15 protein-coding genes are annotated in these 17,820 nt (G+C 59.9%); 12 read left to right on the forward strand and 3 right to left on the reverse strand.

What is annotated here, in order from left to right:
• Positions 1-9 precede the first annotated feature (9 nt).
• On the reverse strand, positions 10-477 hold the full coding sequence (locus ACWJJK_RS18635) for a hypothetical protein (protein ID WP_454128360.1): 468 nt from the start codon (positions 475-477) through the stop codon (positions 10-12).
• A 644-nt stretch (positions 478-1,121) separates the two neighbouring features.
• Here ACWJJK_RS18635 and ACWJJK_RS18640 point away from each other — a divergent pair.
• The 9 genes from ACWJJK_RS18640 (at position 1,122) to ACWJJK_RS18680 (ending at position 11,044) form a co-directional block, all read left to right on the forward strand.
• On the forward strand, positions 1,122-1,577 hold the full coding sequence (locus ACWJJK_RS18640; RefSeq protein ID WP_454128361.1) for an RHS repeat domain-containing protein: 456 nt from the start codon (positions 1,122-1,124) through the stop codon (positions 1,575-1,577).
• Between the two features lies 1 nt (position 1,578).
• The gene (locus tag ACWJJK_RS18645; RefSeq protein WP_156879686.1) at positions 1,579-7,167 is read left to right on the forward strand and encodes an RHS repeat domain-containing protein; all 5,589 of its coding nucleotides are present in this window, start codon (positions 1,579-1,581) and stop codon (positions 7,165-7,167) included.
• Between the two features lie 5 nt (positions 7,168-7,172).
• The gene (locus ACWJJK_RS18650) at positions 7,173-7,856 is read left to right on the forward strand and encodes a hypothetical protein (protein ID WP_454128362.1); all 684 of its coding nucleotides are present in this window, start codon (positions 7,173-7,175) and stop codon (positions 7,854-7,856) included.
• 181 nt (positions 7,857-8,037) lie between these two features.
• Complete coding sequence (locus tag ACWJJK_RS18655) at positions 8,038-8,469, forward strand: RHS repeat-associated core domain-containing protein (protein ID WP_086134223.1); 432 nt, start codon at positions 8,038-8,040, stop codon at positions 8,467-8,469.
• Between the two features lie 49 nt (positions 8,470-8,518).
• Complete coding sequence (locus ACWJJK_RS18660) at positions 8,519-8,887, forward strand: hypothetical protein (RefSeq protein WP_139841072.1); 369 nt, start codon at positions 8,519-8,521, stop codon at positions 8,885-8,887.
• Positions 8,884-9,126 (forward strand): hypothetical protein, encoded by a 243-nt coding sequence (locus ACWJJK_RS18665; RefSeq protein WP_139841071.1) that lies wholly within the window; start codon positions 8,884-8,886, stop codon positions 9,124-9,126. Before ACWJJK_RS18660 ends, ACWJJK_RS18665 begins: the two co-directional genes overlap by 4 nt.
• A gap of 33 nt (positions 9,127-9,159) precedes the next feature.
• Positions 9,160-9,675 (forward strand): hypothetical protein, encoded by a 516-nt coding sequence (locus tag ACWJJK_RS18670; RefSeq protein ID WP_454128363.1) that lies wholly within the window; start codon positions 9,160-9,162, stop codon positions 9,673-9,675.
• A 258-nt stretch (positions 9,676-9,933) separates the two neighbouring features.
• Complete coding sequence (xrtM, locus tag ACWJJK_RS18675) at positions 9,934-10,437, forward strand: exosortase family protein XrtM (protein WP_454128364.1); 504 nt, start codon at positions 9,934-9,936, stop codon at positions 10,435-10,437.
• Positions 10,424-11,044 carry a hypothetical protein gene (locus ACWJJK_RS18680; protein ID WP_454128365.1) on the forward strand — a complete coding sequence of 207 codons (621 nt, stop codon included), beginning with the start codon at positions 10,424-10,426 and terminating at the stop codon, positions 11,042-11,044. Before xrtM ends, ACWJJK_RS18680 begins: the two co-directional genes overlap by 14 nt.
• 129 nt (positions 11,045-11,173) lie before the next feature.
• On the opposite strand, the gene ACWJJK_RS18685 is transcribed toward ACWJJK_RS18680, so the two are convergent.
• Positions 11,174-11,476, reverse strand: coding sequence for a TOTE conflict system archaeo-eukaryotic primase domain-containing protein (locus ACWJJK_RS18685; RefSeq protein WP_454128366.1), 303 nt, complete (start codon positions 11,474-11,476; stop codon positions 11,174-11,176).
• Between the two features lie 49 nt (positions 11,477-11,525).
• Between ACWJJK_RS18685 and ACWJJK_RS18690 the strand changes: the two genes are divergently transcribed.
• The 3 genes from ACWJJK_RS18690 to ACWJJK_RS18700 all read left to right on the forward strand — a co-directional run bounded on the left by ACWJJK_RS18690 (position 11,526) and on the right by ACWJJK_RS18700 (position 17,271).
• A complete protein-coding gene (locus tag ACWJJK_RS18690) occupies positions 11,526-12,698 on the forward strand; it encodes an ATP-binding protein (protein ID WP_077732626.1) in 1,173 nt (390 codons plus the stop codon).
• A gap of 578 nt (positions 12,699-13,276) precedes the next feature.
• Complete coding sequence (locus ACWJJK_RS18695; protein WP_156879688.1) at positions 13,277-14,722, forward strand: 3' terminal RNA ribose 2'-O-methyltransferase Hen1; 1,446 nt, start codon at positions 13,277-13,279, stop codon at positions 14,720-14,722.
• On the forward strand, positions 14,719-17,271 hold the full coding sequence (locus ACWJJK_RS18700; protein WP_156879689.1) for a polynucleotide kinase-phosphatase: 2,553 nt from the start codon (positions 14,719-14,721) through the stop codon (positions 17,269-17,271). The genes ACWJJK_RS18695 and ACWJJK_RS18700 overlap by 4 nt, the downstream gene beginning before the upstream one ends.
• A 198-nt stretch (positions 17,272-17,469) precedes the next feature.
• Here the strand turns inward: ACWJJK_RS18700 and ACWJJK_RS18705 are convergent, their stop codons facing one another.
• Positions 17,470-17,676, reverse strand: a complete 207-nt coding sequence (locus ACWJJK_RS18705) for a ribbon-helix-helix protein, CopG family (RefSeq protein WP_077732441.1) — start codon at positions 17,674-17,676, stop codon at positions 17,470-17,472.
• Positions 17,677-17,820: the final 144 nt, after the last annotated feature.

The raw sequence follows: 17,820 nt of genomic DNA on the forward strand, positions 1-17,820 counted from the left end.
TCGTCTCCCTCAGCCTTGTAGGGCCGGCATCACCACCTGCTGCACGATCGCGCTCCCTTCGGGGGTGCTCCAGTTGCCCGCAAGTTCCGCGATCACCTGGTTCGTGCTGGACAGCGTGACGCCGTTCTTCTCCATGCGGCGCAGAGCCATGTCGTCGCCGATCTGGCTCGGCGAACCGCCGGCATCGGCGATGACCTGAACCTCATAGCCCTCGCGTACCAGGCTCAATGCCGGGAAGACCGTGCACACATCGTTGTGACGCCGGCGATGATGAATTTCTTGCGTCCGGTCGCCTTGACGGCCGCCGCGAAGTTTTCGTCGTCCATCGCGTTGACGATGCCGACGCGCTTGATGCGGGCGGCGAATTCGGCCGGCAGAATCGACTCTAACTGTAGTGACCTGCAATGGAAAACCCGAGAACCTGCAATCCATCCGGCTGGCCTGCAATCCTTCGCCGCGGACCGGGATTATTTGCAAATATGATTGCCTCGACTGGCGGACACAATCATCAAAAGATGGGAGTGGTAACGGCCACGACCAGCCCGTGGGCCATCAGATACACAGGCTACTTCTAGGAAAGAGCGACGTATTCCCATGTGCGGAAGCCAAAACGCCTGGGAAAAATCAGTGAACTATGTCACAGCAATGGATGTGAATATTCACCATCCACTGACACAACCCTGTAACGCGGCGACTTTTAAGATCGCCTTTAGCGGTGAATTTGGCGCAATTGCGGGTGACGGACGCAACCGAACGGTGGGAACCGTACGAGCGCCGTCCGCCGCGGTTCAACGGACAAGGGGTATCGGCCGGAGGGGTCAACCCCGGTAACGATATCGCCGCCTTCGTCGACCGGCGATTCACACAAAACTTAAACGATGCGTTTTATGGGGGGTTGGGCCTAGTCGCCCTTGTTTTGCCATGGCGCCTCGAAATACCGGTTCAAAAACTTAAGGTAAGGCGTTATGGAACGAGACACGCGCGCAACGCGTCACTCCTCTTCAGGGCCCGAACGGCGATCTCACCGAATCGTCCTGGCCTTCAATCCCCAGTGCCGGTCCACGGATCGCCACCGGAACCTTCGGTTAGCGCTGTGCGCGGGTCTCCTGTCAGGGCTGGCCTTGCCGAGCGTTCGTGCCGTCGAAATCAACTATGCCTATGACGACCTCAACCGGCTCGTGAGCGCAACCCGGTCCGACGGCCCGGCGCTGGCCTTCCAGTACGACGAGGCCGGCAACTTTACCAGCCAGGGGGTCAGCAACAGCCCGGACACCGACGGCGATCTGATCGCCAACTTCGCCGACCCGGACGACGACGGCGACGGCATGCCCGACGCCTGGGAAGCGCAGTACGGTTTCAACCCGCTCGATCCCGCCGATGCGGCGCAGGATGCCGACGGCGACGGGATCACCAACCTGGCTGAATATCAGGGCAATACCGATCCCTTGCAAAACCAGCAAAACTCGGGCACCGCCCATGCGAGCGTGCCCGCGGTGCCGGCCGAGGGTTTGCTCCTGATGGCCGTGGCGCTGTGGCGCATCGCCGCCCGACTGAACCAGAAAAACCGGGGCCTTTGACATGAAGCCGGAAACAAGAAGAAGCGGGGTGGCCCCGATGGCCCTCTGGGTGCCGTTCGTGGCGTTCGTCACATTGGCTGGGCTGGTCTCGGCAGAGCCTTTCGCCGCGCCCGAGGGCTGGATCGACCAGCGCGCCAAGCTCGTCTCGCCGGAATCGGCCGAACGCGTGGTCGCAAAACGCGAACAGACCCTGGCGCAGGAGCGCGACCGGCAGGCTGAGCGGCAACACCTATTGGGCGCGACCGCCGCGCCCCGCGCGGCCGCGGAGATCACCGCGGCGGCGGAGGGCCTGGTGCCGGCCGCCACCGAGTTCAGCCAGCTGGCGGCGGCCCTGGACAACGATCCGCGCCGCATTTACCAGTTCGTCCGCAATCATTTCGCCTACGTGCCGTATTACGGCGCGCTGAAAGGCCCCTACCTCACGCTGAAGGAACGCAGCGGCAACGATTTCGACCAGGCCGCCCTGCTGGTGGCGCTGCTCCGGGCCGCCGGGTTCACCGCCCAGTTCCAGTACGGCAGCATGACCATCCCGGTGTCGGCCGCCGATGGCCTGGACCTGGCCCATTGGCTGGGCACCGAGGCCAATGCCGGTGTGATCGGCACGATGATCGCCACCGGCGGCATTCCGGCCGTCAACCACGGGACCAGCTTCACGCTGGATCGGGTCTGGGTGGTGGCGACGATCAACGGCAACACGGTCGCCCTGGACCCGGCGTTCAAACCGAGCGACAAGCTGGCGGGCATCGATCTGGCGGCCGCCATGGGCTACGACCCGGCGGCGTTACTGAGCGCGGCCGGCGGCATCACCGGCAGCCATTCCATCCAGAGCCTCGATGCCGGCGCCCTCGACAACGCGCTGAATACGCTGACCACGCAACTGGCCGCGCAGCTCCAGCAAAACTACCCTAATGCGCGGGTCCGCGACATCGCCGGCGGTTTGGGCATCCTCCCGGACGACAGCGCCAGCCTGCCGGCTGCGCTGCCGTTTCCCGGCACCCCGACTCAAGCCGCCTGGACCGACATTCCCTCCGGCTACATCCACACCGTCCGCCTGCAACACGGCGGCCTCGATACGACGCTGAACATCCCCGAGATCGCCGGGAAAAAACTGAGTCTCAGCTATGCCGGCGACAGTGCCACGATCGATCCGCCGCCGGCCGGCGCGACCGATTTCGGCACGGTGGCGCCGGGCCAGGACGGGCCGACGTTTACCTGGACGCCCGGCAATCCCAATTCGGTGGTCATCCAGGTCACCAGCACGATCACCGGCACCGGCGCCGGCGCCTTCCAATTCGTTTCGGGCGGCGGCACGCAGAACATTCCGGCCAACGGCAGCGTCCAGGTCAAGGTCAAGTTCACCGGCGTCGGCCAGAGCGCGGGCCGCAAGAATGCCAGCCTGACCTTCAACTATACCTACCAGGGGAATTCCATCGGCTCGCAGACCGTGGCCTTGACCGGCGCCGTGGTCAGTACCCCCGTGGCCGAGCTGTATCTCGACGACACCCTGCTGCTGTCCGAGGGCACGCCCTCCGGCGACCTGACCCATCTGACCCTGACCGTCGACCACCCCTACAGCGCCAGCGTCAGCAACCCGTGCTTCACGGGTGCCCGTTTCGCGGACCAATGCGCGACCTTCACGTTGAAACGGACCGGCGCCTACGTGCTGGCCTCGGCCTTCGGCGGCGACCGCGACAGCAGCCTTTTGGCCGAGCGGCAACGCTACCTCGACCAGCTCACCCTGCACGGGGCGGCGAACGGCTCGCGCGAGGTGCTCTCGGAAACCCTCAACGTCATCGGCCTCGGCTGGATGCAGCAGACCCAGCTGGCGTCCGATCTGCTCGGCGCCGTGAGCGACCACCGGATCCTTCAGCATCACCGCTTCGGCATCGTCGGCCAGGAGGACGGCTACTTCATAGACGTCAAGGCCCAGTTCTCCCCGGTCCTGCCGCAAAGCAGCACCGCCGTATCGGGCGCCTTCCAGGCATCCGGCCTGATCGCCAGCGCGCTGGAACACGGCGTGCTGGAGCAATCGCAGGGCGCCGCGCAGGCGGCCCTGTCCACGGTCAAGATCTTCGCCCTCAACAACCAGAGCGGGCAGAAGTTCTTTCTGGCCAACAGCGGCAATTTCGGCAGTATTCAAGGCCAACTGAGCGGCTACAGCGCCAACGATCTCGCCGACCTGCAAACGGCCGTCAACGCCGGCGCCACGCTGATTCTGCCGCAAAACGGCCAGGTGGCGCTCAACGCCTGGCACGGCAAGGGCTACATCGATTACCGCGTGAGTGGCAGCCAGCGGAGCCTCGGGATGATCATCGGCGGCGGCCTGCAGGGCGGCTACGGCTCCTTTCTGGGGCCCGTGAGCACGCCGGCGGCGCAGGCGAGTTACGCCCCGGTGCAGGTGCCGCCGGGGAACGTCCCGACCCCCAAGGGCGCCGATCCGGTCGATCTGGGCTCGGGCGCCTACCTCAACCAGGCCGCGGATCTCCGCCTGGGCGGTGCAGGCGCGCGCGGCCTGAGCCTGGCCCGCTACTACAACAGCCAGCAGGTCAATCAGGCGAGCGCCGGCCTCGGCCGTGGCTGGACCCACGGCTATCATCTCCGCCTCAGCCGGCACAGCGACGTCAAGACTGCCCTGGGCCTCAGGAGCCCCCGGGATGCCGCCGCCCTCATCGTCGCCGCGGTTGTGACCCGCGACCTGATGGCGCCCACCCAGCCGAGTCTTCAAGCCTGGACCGTTGGCGCCCTGGTCGCGCAGTGGGCCACCGATCAACTCTTGGACACCAGCGTCAGCGTGCGTCTCGGCGACCGATCCTTGAGCTACCGGCAGCTGCCGGACGGCAGCTACGTGGCGCCGCCGGGCGTCACCACCCAGCTGGTCCAGCTGGCCGACGGCACCTTTGAACTCAGGGAGCGCTTCGGCACCGTGCTGGCCTTCGACGCTCAAAACCGAATCCAGCGGCTGACCGACGTCGACGGCAATACCTTAAGCTTCACCTATGACGGCAACGATCGGCTGACCCAGGTCAAGGACGCTTACAACCGCACCTTGACCCTGACCTACACGAACGGCCGGCTCACCCAGGTGGCCGACAACCAGGGCCGGAGCGTCAGCTACAGCTACACCGGCGACGACCTGACCCAATTCCGCGATGCCGAGAACCAGCTGTGGCAATACGGCTATGACGCCAATCACCAGATTGTGACGGTGACCGATCCGGTCAACAGCGTCATCGTCAGCAACGTCTACGACGACCACCACCGGGTCATCCAGCAGACCTCTCCGCGGCAGACCGGCTCCGCGCTGTACAAACTCCACTACACCGGCCTGTCATCGTCGGAGGAAGACCCCGAGGGCCATCGCACCACCTACACCTACGACGACACCGGCCGCACGATCGCCGTCGAAAACGCCCTGGGCCAGATCGCGAGGACCCAATACGACGGCCAGGCTCACGTCGTCCAACAGACCGATCCCCTGGGCCAGGTCACCCAGCACGGCTACGACGGCCAGCACAACCGGGTCCAGTCCGTCAACGCCCTGAACCAGGCCACCGGCTTCACCTACGATGCCCAGCAGCGCCTGATCCGGGTCACCGACGCCCTGGGCCACGCGGCCGAGATCGACTATGACGCCGAGCACCACCCCATCGCCGCGCGCAACGCCTTGGGCCAAGAGACTACTACGGCCTATACCGCGGCCGGCTTGGTACAAAGCCGCACCGACGCCAAGAACGCCGTCACCCACTACACCTACGACGGCAACGGCCATCCGGCCACCGCGAAGACCGGCACGCATCCTGCTGTCGCCACCCAGTACGACGCCATCGGCCGGCTCTTAAGCCTCACCGACCCGGCCGGGGCCGTCACCCAATTCCAGTACGACAAACGGAGTCTGCTCATCCAGCGCACCGATCCCTTAGGGAAGCTCAACACCTCGGGGTACGACAACGCCGGGCGTCTCAATAGCCACACCGACCGCAACGGCGATACCGTCACGACGAGCTACACCCCAAGCGGCCAGCTCGCCCAGATCGTCTACCCCGGCAACCAGACGGTCAGCTTCACCTATGACGCGCTGGACCGCCTGACCGGCATGACCGATCCGAGCGGGACGACCAGCAACACCTATGATGCCGCCGGCCGCCTCACCGCCCACACCGATCCCAACGGCTTCGAGGTCCGGTACGGTTACGACGACGCCGGCAACCTCACCCGGCTCACCTATCCCGGCAACCAGACCGTGAGCTACACCTACGATGCCCTGAACCGGCTGCAGACCGTCACCCTCGACGGGCTCAACCAGACCGAAAGCTACACCTACGATGCCGCCGGCCGGCTGACCCAAGTCAGCCGTTTCAACGGCAGCCAGACGACCTACGGCTACGACGCTGCCGACCGCCTGACCCAGCTGACCCACACCGCCAACGGCCAGACCCTGGCTCAATACCAATACACCCTCGACGCCAACGGCAACCGCACGAAGGCCCTGGTGACCGAACCCAGGCTCCCGGAACAGCTCATCAATCTCACCCGGACCTACAGCTACAACACGCCGAAGACCCGGCTGACCGGCACCCAGCTCGACGGCGCCGCCACCCCCTACAGCTACGACTTTGAGGGCCAGCTGCAAAGCAACGGCGCGACCACCTTCAGCTTCGACCCCGCCCAGCGCCTGACCGGCCGCGGCACCACGAGCTACACCTACGACGGGGTCGGCAACCGGATCCGGGCGACGCGGAACGGCACCGTCACGAAATACGTCTACGACGCCGCGGGCAATCTCCTCGCCGAAGCCGACCAAAGCAACACCATCAAACGGTACTACATCCACGGCCTGGGGCTCGCCGCGCTGGTCGACGCCCAAACCAACGCCCTTTACGTCTATCACTTCGACGGCACCGGGCACACGGTGGCGCTGACCAACGCCAGCCAACAGACGGTCAACACCTATGCCTACGATCCTTACGGCCGCTTGATGGCGACGACCGAGACCGTTCCTCAGCCGTTCCAGTACGCGGGGCAGGTCGGGGTGATGGCCGAGGGCCAGAACCTGTACTACATGCGGGCGCGGTATTACGATGCCAGTGTTGGGCGGTTTATCTCGGAAGACCCCATCGGCTTCGACGGCGGACTCAACCTGTATGCCTATGTCGGGGGGAATCCGATCAGCCTGGTGGATCCGACTGGGCTTGTCACAGTTGACAATACTTTCGAGGCTCTTAGTTACTACCTAACTGGAAACGGAGCCCCGGCCGATTTAGGGCAGAATACCCAAACGCTAATAAAAAATAGCCCTGAGCAACTTTACCGTTTGAACAGGATACAAACAGGAGCAACTTCTAGTTTATCTGGGAACTATCAGGTTGATATGACATGGTCGGTATATCACGTAGGAAAAACGCCCGTAGATTATAATACCGTATGTAGCGGCAATTCCTGCACCACAACTTTTACAGCGGGCGTTAGAGATGGTTTTTGGGATCCTACGCAATTCTCATCCGATGGAGCTGGTCCTCGTGGGGAGTTTGGAACCCCATACGCCTATGTCCCGTTTTCCTGGCAGGATACCTACAAAAATCCATATAAGTAGAGACGATGATAATTTTCTATCTAGTAATCGCAATCATAATCAGCTTTGCACTGTTCGGTTGCGTTTTTTTTTCAGGAAAGATTGCAAGATTTTATTTTATAGGCATTATTGCGCTACTTGGCTATATCGTCTCGCTAGAAAATCGGGCGGCATATTGTGGTTTAACGTGGTCATATTCGCCCGTGCCGGCGCTACCATATGGCGTTAAACCTGATTGGGAAAACGGGGTTATTTGGCTTGTAGATTCTGACGGCTTTGGATTGCTTACTCCATATTTAGGATTGTCTCCGCGGGATCCACGACTGCCCTCTCCATCTGAGTATAAGTTGAAAACTCTAAACGGGGAGGAAGTAAGAGTGAACAGAATTCTGGCATATAGCTATGATCCCGCCAGGGTTTATGTCAAAGTCGCGACAAGTCATCCTTCAGTTGAATACGCCATAATAGATCAGCCGAATCCAACTAGAAATAAGATTAGGTTATTTAGTGAAAGCGAACTTACCGAGTACTTGGACGGCTTCTTCCCTAATGATATATCTTGGATTTTTGTTGGCACTAAGGATTGTGGGTCTGTCAATTTTCAGAGATTTATTGCCTATTTTGCCGTAGTAGCTTTTGGTTTATATGGCTTGCAAACAATTAGGCCAAAGACCAAAAATACAGCCCCTAAAAACGACCGCATGCCGTAGCCAACGCGTTATACAGAACTAACCACAACCCCGAGATGATCATCGGCGGCGGCTTACAGGACAGCTACGGCTTTTACCACCTGATCGGCCCGAGGTACCACAAGCTTACACCTACGACGGGATCGGCAATCGGATCAAGGCAACAAGGAATGGCACCGTCACGAAATACGTCTACGACGCGGTGGGCAATCTTTTGGCCGAAGCCAACGCCAGCAACCAGATCACCCGGTATTACATCTATGGGCTGGGTCTGACGGCGCTGATCGAGGCCCAAACCAACGCCCTTTACGTCTACCACTTCGACGGCACCGGGCACACCGTGGCGCTCACCGACGCCAGCCAAGAGACGGTCAACACCTACGCCTACGACCCCTACGGCCGGCTGATGGCGCAGACCGAAACGGTTCCACAGCCGTTCCAATACGCCGGCCAGGTCGGGGTGATGGCCGAGGGCCAGAACCTGTACTACATGCGGGCGCGGTATTACGATGCCAGTGTCGGGCGGTTCATCTCGGAAGACCCCATCGGCTTCGAGGGCGGACTGAACCTGTATGCCTATGTCGGGGGGGAATCCGATTACCTTGGTGGATCCGAGCGGACTCAGTCCCACTGAAGGAGCGCGCATATCGCAAGCCCAAATCGTTCAGTTTCAACAGGAGGCGTTGGACATTGCGATTGGCTTTGCCTTACCGACAAGTAAGGTTGGCAATTTACTTAACGGGCTGGCAAAGGGGATAGTAGCTAAGACTGGATTGAAGGTAGAGGGCTTTACAGGACATGGGGTTGATCGTGCAATAGGAAATGGTAGTGACCGAGCAGGGGTTTCGCCACAGGGAATCTTGGATGCATTGAAAAACCCATTGAAGATCGGTGATGTGAAAATCGATCAACTAGGTCGGCAAAGTCAACGGTTTATAGGTGAGATGGGTGAAGTTGTTGTCAACCCACAGACAGGAAAAATAATATCTGTTAATCCAACATCTACGAGCAAAGCTGCTCGACTAAGAAGTCAGTTAGAGAGTTCCCCATGATTTCGCTAAGCTGCGAAGATGTTCGATATATGCTTGCAACGCTCGAACTAACACCTGAATTGCGTCAAGTATTAGAGCAACTGTCGGTGGAAGGAGGGGCAGTAAGTGAGGAGCAAGCAGACGAATTAAGGGATAGATGTAACGATAAGCTTGATGTCTGCGGTTACGATGAGAACTACGATCTGAATCAAGACGGTAAAAAGCTTGAGGCTTTGGTAGATAAGCTCTACGTTGGTTAAGAACGCGGGCATAACCCCTGCTGGAGCACTCCGATGACTTTGTCTAAAGCACTAGAGGCGGATCGGAACGGGCAGATTGAACGAGCTGCGGATGAATACGAAAGCGCGTTAGCTCACGATGCCAATGATTTAGTCGCAATAGTAAATCTTTTAGTGCTTTATTGGCAGTCAACCGACTATGGGTTTTCTTTGGCTCATCGGCTGTCTCAGCCCTTCATTGCAAATGCGGGCACTCGCCTGGCTCAGCTTCTAAACATAGCAAGGGAGCGATTCCCCGAGCGCCCCGAGGTGTTATTTTGGACGAGGTATATTGCCTGGGCTGATCGGGGTGATGCATTTGAGCTGGACGAATGTCGAGTATTGCTCAAGCGATATCCAGATTACCTTGAACCAGCAATGGCGCTTTTTTCGTTAAGCCAAGGCAAAGAAGCAGCTGATATGGCAATCGAACTGTTAAACCGGTGCCGTGCTGATAATACAACCCGATCTAGCTACGTTGTATCGGTTATCGAGGGTGTATTAAAGCGGAGGAAATTCACGCAGGTGTGAGTTCGATAGCGTCCATCGCCGTATTAAAGCAACTAACCGGACGGCGTTAACCTTGAGCCATCGGACGAGCCTCTACAACACTCTGTTCTGGGCAATCCCGATGTGGATCCAGCATTTGCTGGCTTTACGCAACCGCATCGATGATTCCACCCCTGCGGAGTGCCAGTTCGCCGGTGACATCTGCGACGCCATTCAGGCTCCCGATCCATTTCTTCTTAGAGTCTTGCCATGACAACGCTTCGGTCTCACGAACGTTCAATGTATACGCCCGGGTGGCTTCAACTGTTGCTCTTCCTCGGATGGTATGGAGCATTTCACTATGCCTATTTCCAGATACCCGATGACGTGTTCAGAGAGTTGTATCACCGGGGGTTGGGTACGCTTTGCGCGGACCTGATCAATCTGCTCGCGCCCATGGAACGGGTGTCGGCGGTTCAGAATCGGCTGGTGTCACCACAGGCCGACCTGGAAATCGTCCGCGGCTGCGACGGCGCGGGCGCGTTGTTTCTGCTGATCTCGGCCATATTGGCTTTCCCTTCGACGATCACGCGCAAATGGATCGGGATCGGCTTGGGCGTTTCGTTGATGTACGCCCTCAACCTGATCCGGATCAGCGGGCTGTATTTCGTCATCGCCCATTATCGCGACTGGTTCCAGTTGATCCACACCTATCTCGCGCCGACCTTGATCATCGTGATCGGTTGCCTGTTCTTCGCCGGGTGGGCAGCGGGCGCCTTGCGATCCGCCGATGCACCGCGCTGATTGGCTCAAGCTCTCCGCGAAAGCCGTGGCGGCCTGGCTCGGATTGTCGGCCTTGGGAATCTACGTCAGCGCACCCTTGGCGGAACTGATGTTGCCGCTGTTCCGGTTCGTCATCCTGTCGGTTGCCCCCGAATACGCGCCGTCGCTCAAACTGGTCGCGGACAATTACGATGTTCTCATCCAGCTCGAGGCCTGGCTGTTGCAGCCGCTGCCTCTGGGAGGCGGCCAGCAGATTCCGGCGGGCTTAGAGCTGACGACGGGAACCCATCTGATGCATACCCTGGTCCCGGTGGTCATCGAAGGGTCCATTCTGATGGCCTGGCCCACGCGGCGCTGGGTCGAACGCGCAGTGTTGCTGGTATTGGGCGTGCCGACATCGATATTCGTCGTCGGCCTCACGGGCCCTTTTGTATTGCTGGGAACGCTGGAAATCCAGCTTCAGGACATGGCGCAGCAGGCCCATGTGGTGCGCAATGAACCCCTGACGTTGACGTGGATGATCTTTAACGAAATGGGTGGACGTTGGATGCTAGCCATAACCGCGGCCATCTTGTGCCTACAAGTACAAAGGGGACTATTCGGCAAAGTTGGGCACTCCACAGCGTAAGCGGCGGGTTTCCCTTTAATTTCCGGTCCATACACGGTCTCTCAAGAAATTTACTCGACTGTATCCTAAGGGCGCGTACTGCTCGCTCGAGTTTGAAGGAAGGGGACATTCGTGAACGACCGGTATCGGTCAAGACGAATGGTCGTTGAGGCCAAATTTCAGACGGTGAGAGCAACCTCTGTTTCTGGCCGTATAGGGCACTTCGGTGGCTATCGGAAATCCATCTGAACTCATGCTTGGCTCTATCGAGGCGGGCGCCGACGCGATTTTCAGTTCATTGCGATGCACCAGGATCGAGGTATTGTTGCCGAAGCCGCCTTTCGGCATGGTGTCCCGGTTGGGAAAGAACCGGTCGTAGGAGGCGAGTTTGAGTTGTTGGGGACTAGAAAGCGGCTTCGATCCAACTGATCTCGTCAGATCATGGCTCGCCAATAATTTATCAATCCTTGTATATCATCCACATGATGGATAATATGCAAGGATGATTGCTCGCCGTATTCTGCCCATCGTAAGAGAAGCCCTGAGCGACCAGGCCGCCGTCGCCTTGATAGGCCCCCGCCAGGTCGGCAAGACCACCTTGGCCTTGACCCTGGCGCAGGAGCGTCCTTCCGTCTACCTGGATCTGGAGTCACGGGAAGACCGCGCCAAACTGACCGATCCGGAATTATTCCTGCGAAACGTCCGGGACCGCATGGTTGTTCTGGACGAGATCCATCGAATGCCGGATTTGTTCCAGAGCCTGCGCGGACTGATCGATGAGGGACGCCGCAGCGGCTATCGAACCGGGCGCTTCCTGATTCTGGGGTCTGCCTCCCTGAGCTTGCTCCGCCAATCCGGCGAGAGCTTGGCGGGCCGGATCGCTTACGTCAATATGGGGCCATTCGATATTCTGGAAACCTCGGCCGGCAATGGCGAAGACGTCGCTCGGTTATGGGTGCGGGGTGGATTTCCCAACAGCTTTCTCGCGGCGGACGATCGGAAAAGCTTGCGTTGGCGCAGGGATTTCATCCGTTCCTATCTGGAGCGGGAAATTCCGCTATTCGGTCCACGGGTACCGGCGGAGACCCTCGAGCGCCTGTGGACGATGTTGGCCTATGAGCAGGGCGACCTGTTGAATGCCTCGCGCCTTGCCACCTCCCTGATGATCAGCGCGCAAACCGTAACACGCTACATCGATTTACTGGTCGATCTGTTACTGATCCGCCGCCTGCGGCCGTTCCACGCCAATCTCGGCAAACGCCTGGTCAAGTCCCCAAAGGTGTATCTTCGAGACAGCGGCATAGCCCATGCCCTGCTGGGGTTGACGGACTATAACGCGCTCAGTGGCCATCCCGCTGTTGGCGCGAGTTGGGAAGGTTTTGTCATCGAAAATCTGCTCGCGGCTGCACCGGAGCAAACACTGCCAAGCTTTTACCGCACCGCCGTCGGCGCCGAGATCGATCTGCTACTGGAGATGCCGGGCCAAGGCCTGTGGGCTATCGAAATCAAGCGAGGTCTGTCTCCAAAGTTGGAAAAAGGCTTCCAGATCGCCTGCGATGATCTGCGGCCGGATCGACGTATTGTCGTGTATGGAGGTAGCGACCGCTATCCCATCAAGGCGGATGTTGAAGTGATCGGGCTCAGAGCTTTGGTGGAAATGCTCGCGGCACTTTGAGGCTCACGGCCCACGTCCCTGCCAATTTGCGCCGAACGCTCGCTTTCGGCCGAGGACTTGCCCAATGGTGCGCGGATACCTATGACCGCTCGGAAGCCGCCATTGGGTCCACGTATCGTCGAACCGCAGGGGTTGGCACGAAGCACTCGCTCGGCCTCAAAGGAAGCGGACGCTCATGAATAAGCGGTATTGAGCGAGCCGAATGGCTGCTTCGGCCGAACTGCCGCCGGACAGATATATAGCGCGCCCAATGATTGCTTAACGGCCATTTCTACCGTTCGCGTTTGAGCATCAGCCAGCTAGAATGTCGACTTCATGAAGCCCTGTTCGAATTGTAAATTTGGTCAAGGTCGGACCTCAACGATCCAAATCTGAGTGACAGTTGTAAAAGGCATACCTGCCTTTCAAGTGGCCCTTAATCTGTCGCCCCCCCCGTGAAACCTCGTTCTGCACTTTCGCGTGCTAAACTCAAATCGCTGACTCCATCGTTACACGGATGATACGGTCGATTTTGGCGTCGACGTTTTCTGCTTCCGCCCTGATGGATGTGATCATGCCCCTCACCATGGAAGCTCTTCATGCTCCTGACCCTCACCAACACCCAGTCGCCCGCAACGGATCTGGGATTTCTGCTGCATAAGCATCCGGACAGGGTGCAGACGTTTTCCCTCAGCTTCGGCGAGGCCCACGTGTTTTATCCAGAGGCATCACCCGACCGCTGCACCGCGTGCTTGTTGGTGGCGGTCGATCCGGTGGAGCTGGTGCGGGGCAAGACGCAGGCAAGCCGCGGGCTGCTGGACCAATACGTCAACGATCGCCCCTATACCGCTTCTTCATTCCTGTCGGTGGCCATCGGCGAGGTGTATTCCTCGGCCTTGCAGGGCCGCTGCAATGCCCGGCCGAACCTGGTGGAGCAACGGTTATCGCTGAATGTAAAGCTGCCTGCCGTATCGGTCCGGGGAGAAACCGGATTGATTCACGCTCTATTCGAGCCGCTCGGCTATGAGGCGGAAGCGACCCGATTGCCCCTCGACGAACATTTCCCGGAGTGGGGGGACAGTCCTTATGTGGCGCTGACCCTTGCCGCCTGCACGACCGTCAAGAACGTCCTGTCGCATTTGTATGTGCTGCTGCCGGTCCTGGACGACACGAAGCATTACTGGGTCGGTCAGGATGAGCTGGAAAAACTGCTGCGCCATGGTGCAAGCTGGCTGGCCACGCACCCGGAGAAGGAACTGATCGCCCGCCGCTATCTGCGTCACCAGCGCAGCCTGGCTCTGGAAGCCCTTTCCCGACTCGATGTGCCCGAAGAGGACGACGGCATCGAACCGAATGGTCCGGTCACGGAGGTTGGAAATATGGCGGTGAACGATATGGCCTTCATCACTTCGGAAGAGGCGGCGGTCGAGTCCCCCCTGTCCCTCAATGAGGCTCGTATTCGCGCCGTGTTGGAGGTTCTGCATGCTGCCGAAGCAGAGTCCGTGGTCGATTTGGGATGTGGCGAGGCGAAGTTGCTATCCCGGTTGTTGAAGGACAGTCGCATCGGCCGACTGGTCGGCCTCGACGTGTCGATCCGCGCGTTGGAAATCGCCGCGAAGCGTCTGAACCTGGACCGGTTGCCGCCGCGGGTACGGGATCGGATTACGCTGCTTCACGGCGGGCTGACTTACCGAGATGCGCGCATCGAAGGGTTCGATGCCGCCTTGGCCATCGAAGTGATCGAGCACTTGGACTTGGGGCGTCTGGCAGCTTTCGAGAAAGTGCTGTTCGGCTGTGCCCGGCCGCGCATCGCCATCGTGACCACGCCTAACGTGGAATACAACATCCGCTACGAAACCCTCCCGGCGGGACGATTGCGCCATCACGACCATCGGTTCGAGTGGACGCCGACGGAGTTCCAGTCCTGGGGCCGGCGCGTGGCCGACCATCATGGCTATCAAGTGCGTTTCCAACCTATCGGCGAGATCGACCCCGAGTTGGGTGCACCGACGCAAATGGCTGTGTTCGAGCGGGAGGCGGCATGAAGATCACGCTTCCCGAATTGTCCCTGGTGGTGTTGATCGGTCCAAGCGGATCCGGCAAATCCACCTTCGCCCGGAAGCATTTTCTGTCCACCGAGGTGATTTCATCGGATTACTGCCGGGGTTTGGTGGCCGACGATGAAAACGACCAGTCGGCGACCGGCGATGCCTTCGACATCCTTCATTACGTGGTCGGCAAACGCCTGAAAAGGGGACGTCTCGCGGTCGTGGACGCCACCAACGTCCGGGCCGAGGATCGCAAGCCCCTGGTGGTGCTCGCTAGGGAATACCACTGCTTGCCCGTGGCCATCGTCATGGACATGCAGGAGCATGTCTGCCATGAGCGCAACGCCGAACGGCCGGACCGGTCGTTCGGTCCCCACGTCGTCCGCAATCAGGCCGCCGCCCTGAACCGCTCGCTGCGCGGATTGGAACGGGAAGGCTTCCGCTACGTGTACCGGCTGCGCACTCCGGAAGAGGCCGACAGCGTGGAGATTCACCGTCAACCCCTGTGGAACAACCGCAAGACCGAGACGGGACCGTTCGACATCATCGGCGACGTGCATGGCTGTTACGACGAACTGGTGCAGCTGCTCACCCGCTTGGGTTACGAAGTGCGCCGCGACGGCGACAATATCGCCGTATTTCATCCGCAAGGACGCAAGCTGGTTTTTGTCGGAGATCTGGTGGATCGCGGCCCCAACATCCCCGACGTATTGCGGTTGGCGATGGGGGCGGTGGAAAACGGCAACGGCTACTGCGTAGTCGGCAATCACGACTTGAAGCTGGCCAGGGCGTTGCGCGGCCGTCAGGTCCAGAAGACCCATGGCCTGGCTGAATCGCTGGCACAACTGGAAAGCGAAACTCCGGAATTCCGGGACACGGTCGCAAAATTCCTGGACGGCCTGGTCAGCCATTACGTATTTGACGGGGGCAAGCTGGCGGTTGCCCACGCCGGTCTTCCCGAAACCATGCACGGCCGTGGGTCCGGCAAGGTTCGCGAGTTCGCCCTGTACGGCGAGACCACCGGCGAAACCGACGAATATGGACTACCCGTCCGTTACAACTGGGCAGCCGATTACCGCGGACGTGCCGCCGTGGTGTACGGGCATACACCGGTACCGCGCGCCGAATGGTTCAACAACACCTTGTGCCTGGACACCGGGTGCGTGTTCGGCGGCGAACTGACGGCGCTGCGCTGGCCGGAAAACGAACTGGTCGCCGCGCCGGCGATGGCCACCTACTACGAACCGGTTCGCCCGCTGCTTTCGGCTCAGACCGAAACACTTTCACTGCAACAGGCGGCTGACGATTTGCTCGATTACGCCGACGTGTCCGGCAAACGCATTCTCCATCCGCGGTTAGGACATACCGTTACGATTCGCCCCGAAAACGCCGCGGCGGCGTTGGAAGTCATGACCCGCTTCGCGGCGGACCCGCGTTGGCTGGTCTATCTGCCGCCCACCATGTCTCCCTCGGAGACCAGCGAACTCGACGGCTTCCTGGAACATCCGCGCGAGGCATTGGACTATTATCGTAAGGCCGGTGTCGGTTCCGTCGTGTGCGAGGAGAAGCACATGGGTTCCCGTGCTGTCGTCGCGATTGCCCGGGATGAAGCGGCGGTCTTGCGCCGTTTCGGAGTGGCCGGCGAAGGCCGGGGTATCGTTTACACCCGCACCGGGCGGCGCTTCTTCAACGAGCCCGACTTGGAAAAGAGGGTACTCGATCGTCTGGGCGAAGCCTTGAGCGCTGCAGGATTCTGGGAAGAGTTCCAGACCGACTGGTTCATTCTCGATTGCGAACTGATGCCGTGGTCGCTCAAAGCCAAGGAATTGCTGACCCGGCAATACGGTGCCGTAGGGGCCGCCAGTAAGGCGATGTTGCGTCCGGCCCAGGAATGGATCGCCGCCGCCGAAACGCGGGGCCTCGACATTTCGGCGTTACGAGACCGCTATACCGAACGAGCCCGCGATGCCCAGCGTTTCGTCGATGCCTACCGGCGCTGCTGCTGGCATGCCCATTCGCTGGACGACATTCGCCTCGCGCCCTTCCATCTGCTCGCCTCCGAAGGCAAAGTACACGCCGACCGCACCCATGTCTGGCACATGGAAACTTTACATCGCCTCTCCCGGCATGGCGACGGCTTCCTGCTCGCCACGCCGTTCCGGATCATCGATCTGAGCGACGACGCTGCCCGTGCAGGTCTGGAGGACTGGTGGCTCGGACTCACCGATGAAGGGGGCGAAGGCATCGTCGTCAAACCGGTGGACTTCATACCGAAGCTTTCCGGCAAACCGGTTCAGCCGGCACTGAAATGCCGCAGCCGGGATTACCTGCGCATTATCTATGGTCCGGAATATACCCAACCGGCCAATCTCCAGCGGCTACGCAGACGCGCCCTGTCCGGCAAACGGGCGCTGGCCGTCCGGGAGTTTGCATTGGGGCTGGAGGCTTTAGAACGCTTCGTCGCAGGAGAGCCGCTAAGGCGGGTACACGAATGCGTGTTCGGCGTGCTGGCGCTGGAGTCGGAACCGGTCGATCCGAGGCTTTAACTGGATCCCGTTGACTCTCGCGAAGGCTTTTTAGCGATTCTTCAAATGTGGCACCGAAAAGAATTTCAATGTGGGGACAGATGTTGTGCGACCACAAGTTGCCGATAACCAGTCATTCCTGAAAACGCGCTTCGCTCACCGCAAAAGGTACACTGGCGGACCGGCATCAATCAGAACGCTTCGCGCGCAACTTGGCCTTCACTTTGGCTGAGACGTCTTCCGACACGCTGGAACGCCCGTCGGAGTGCCGCTCCTGACCTGTTGCAACAGGCTTGCCGGGCTCTTGAGCCCTAAAACCCGCTCAAGCGCATCCTTGACGAATTCCGACTTGGTGACGCCGAGGCGCCGGACTTCCTGATCCAGCCGCGCCTCCAACGCCGGATCGAGTCTGACCGAAATAGGCATAGGCTTCACCCATCTTGAAAATACAATCACACCTTACCGACCAATAGGATGTTCGACAAAACAAACGGTAAAGAGCCAAAAGGTCCGGAAAAGAAGGGAAAAAGGACCGGACAGGGCTTGAATGGAAAGGGTACCCGTCCTCCA

Source organism: Methylocaldum gracile, assembly GCF_053646815.1.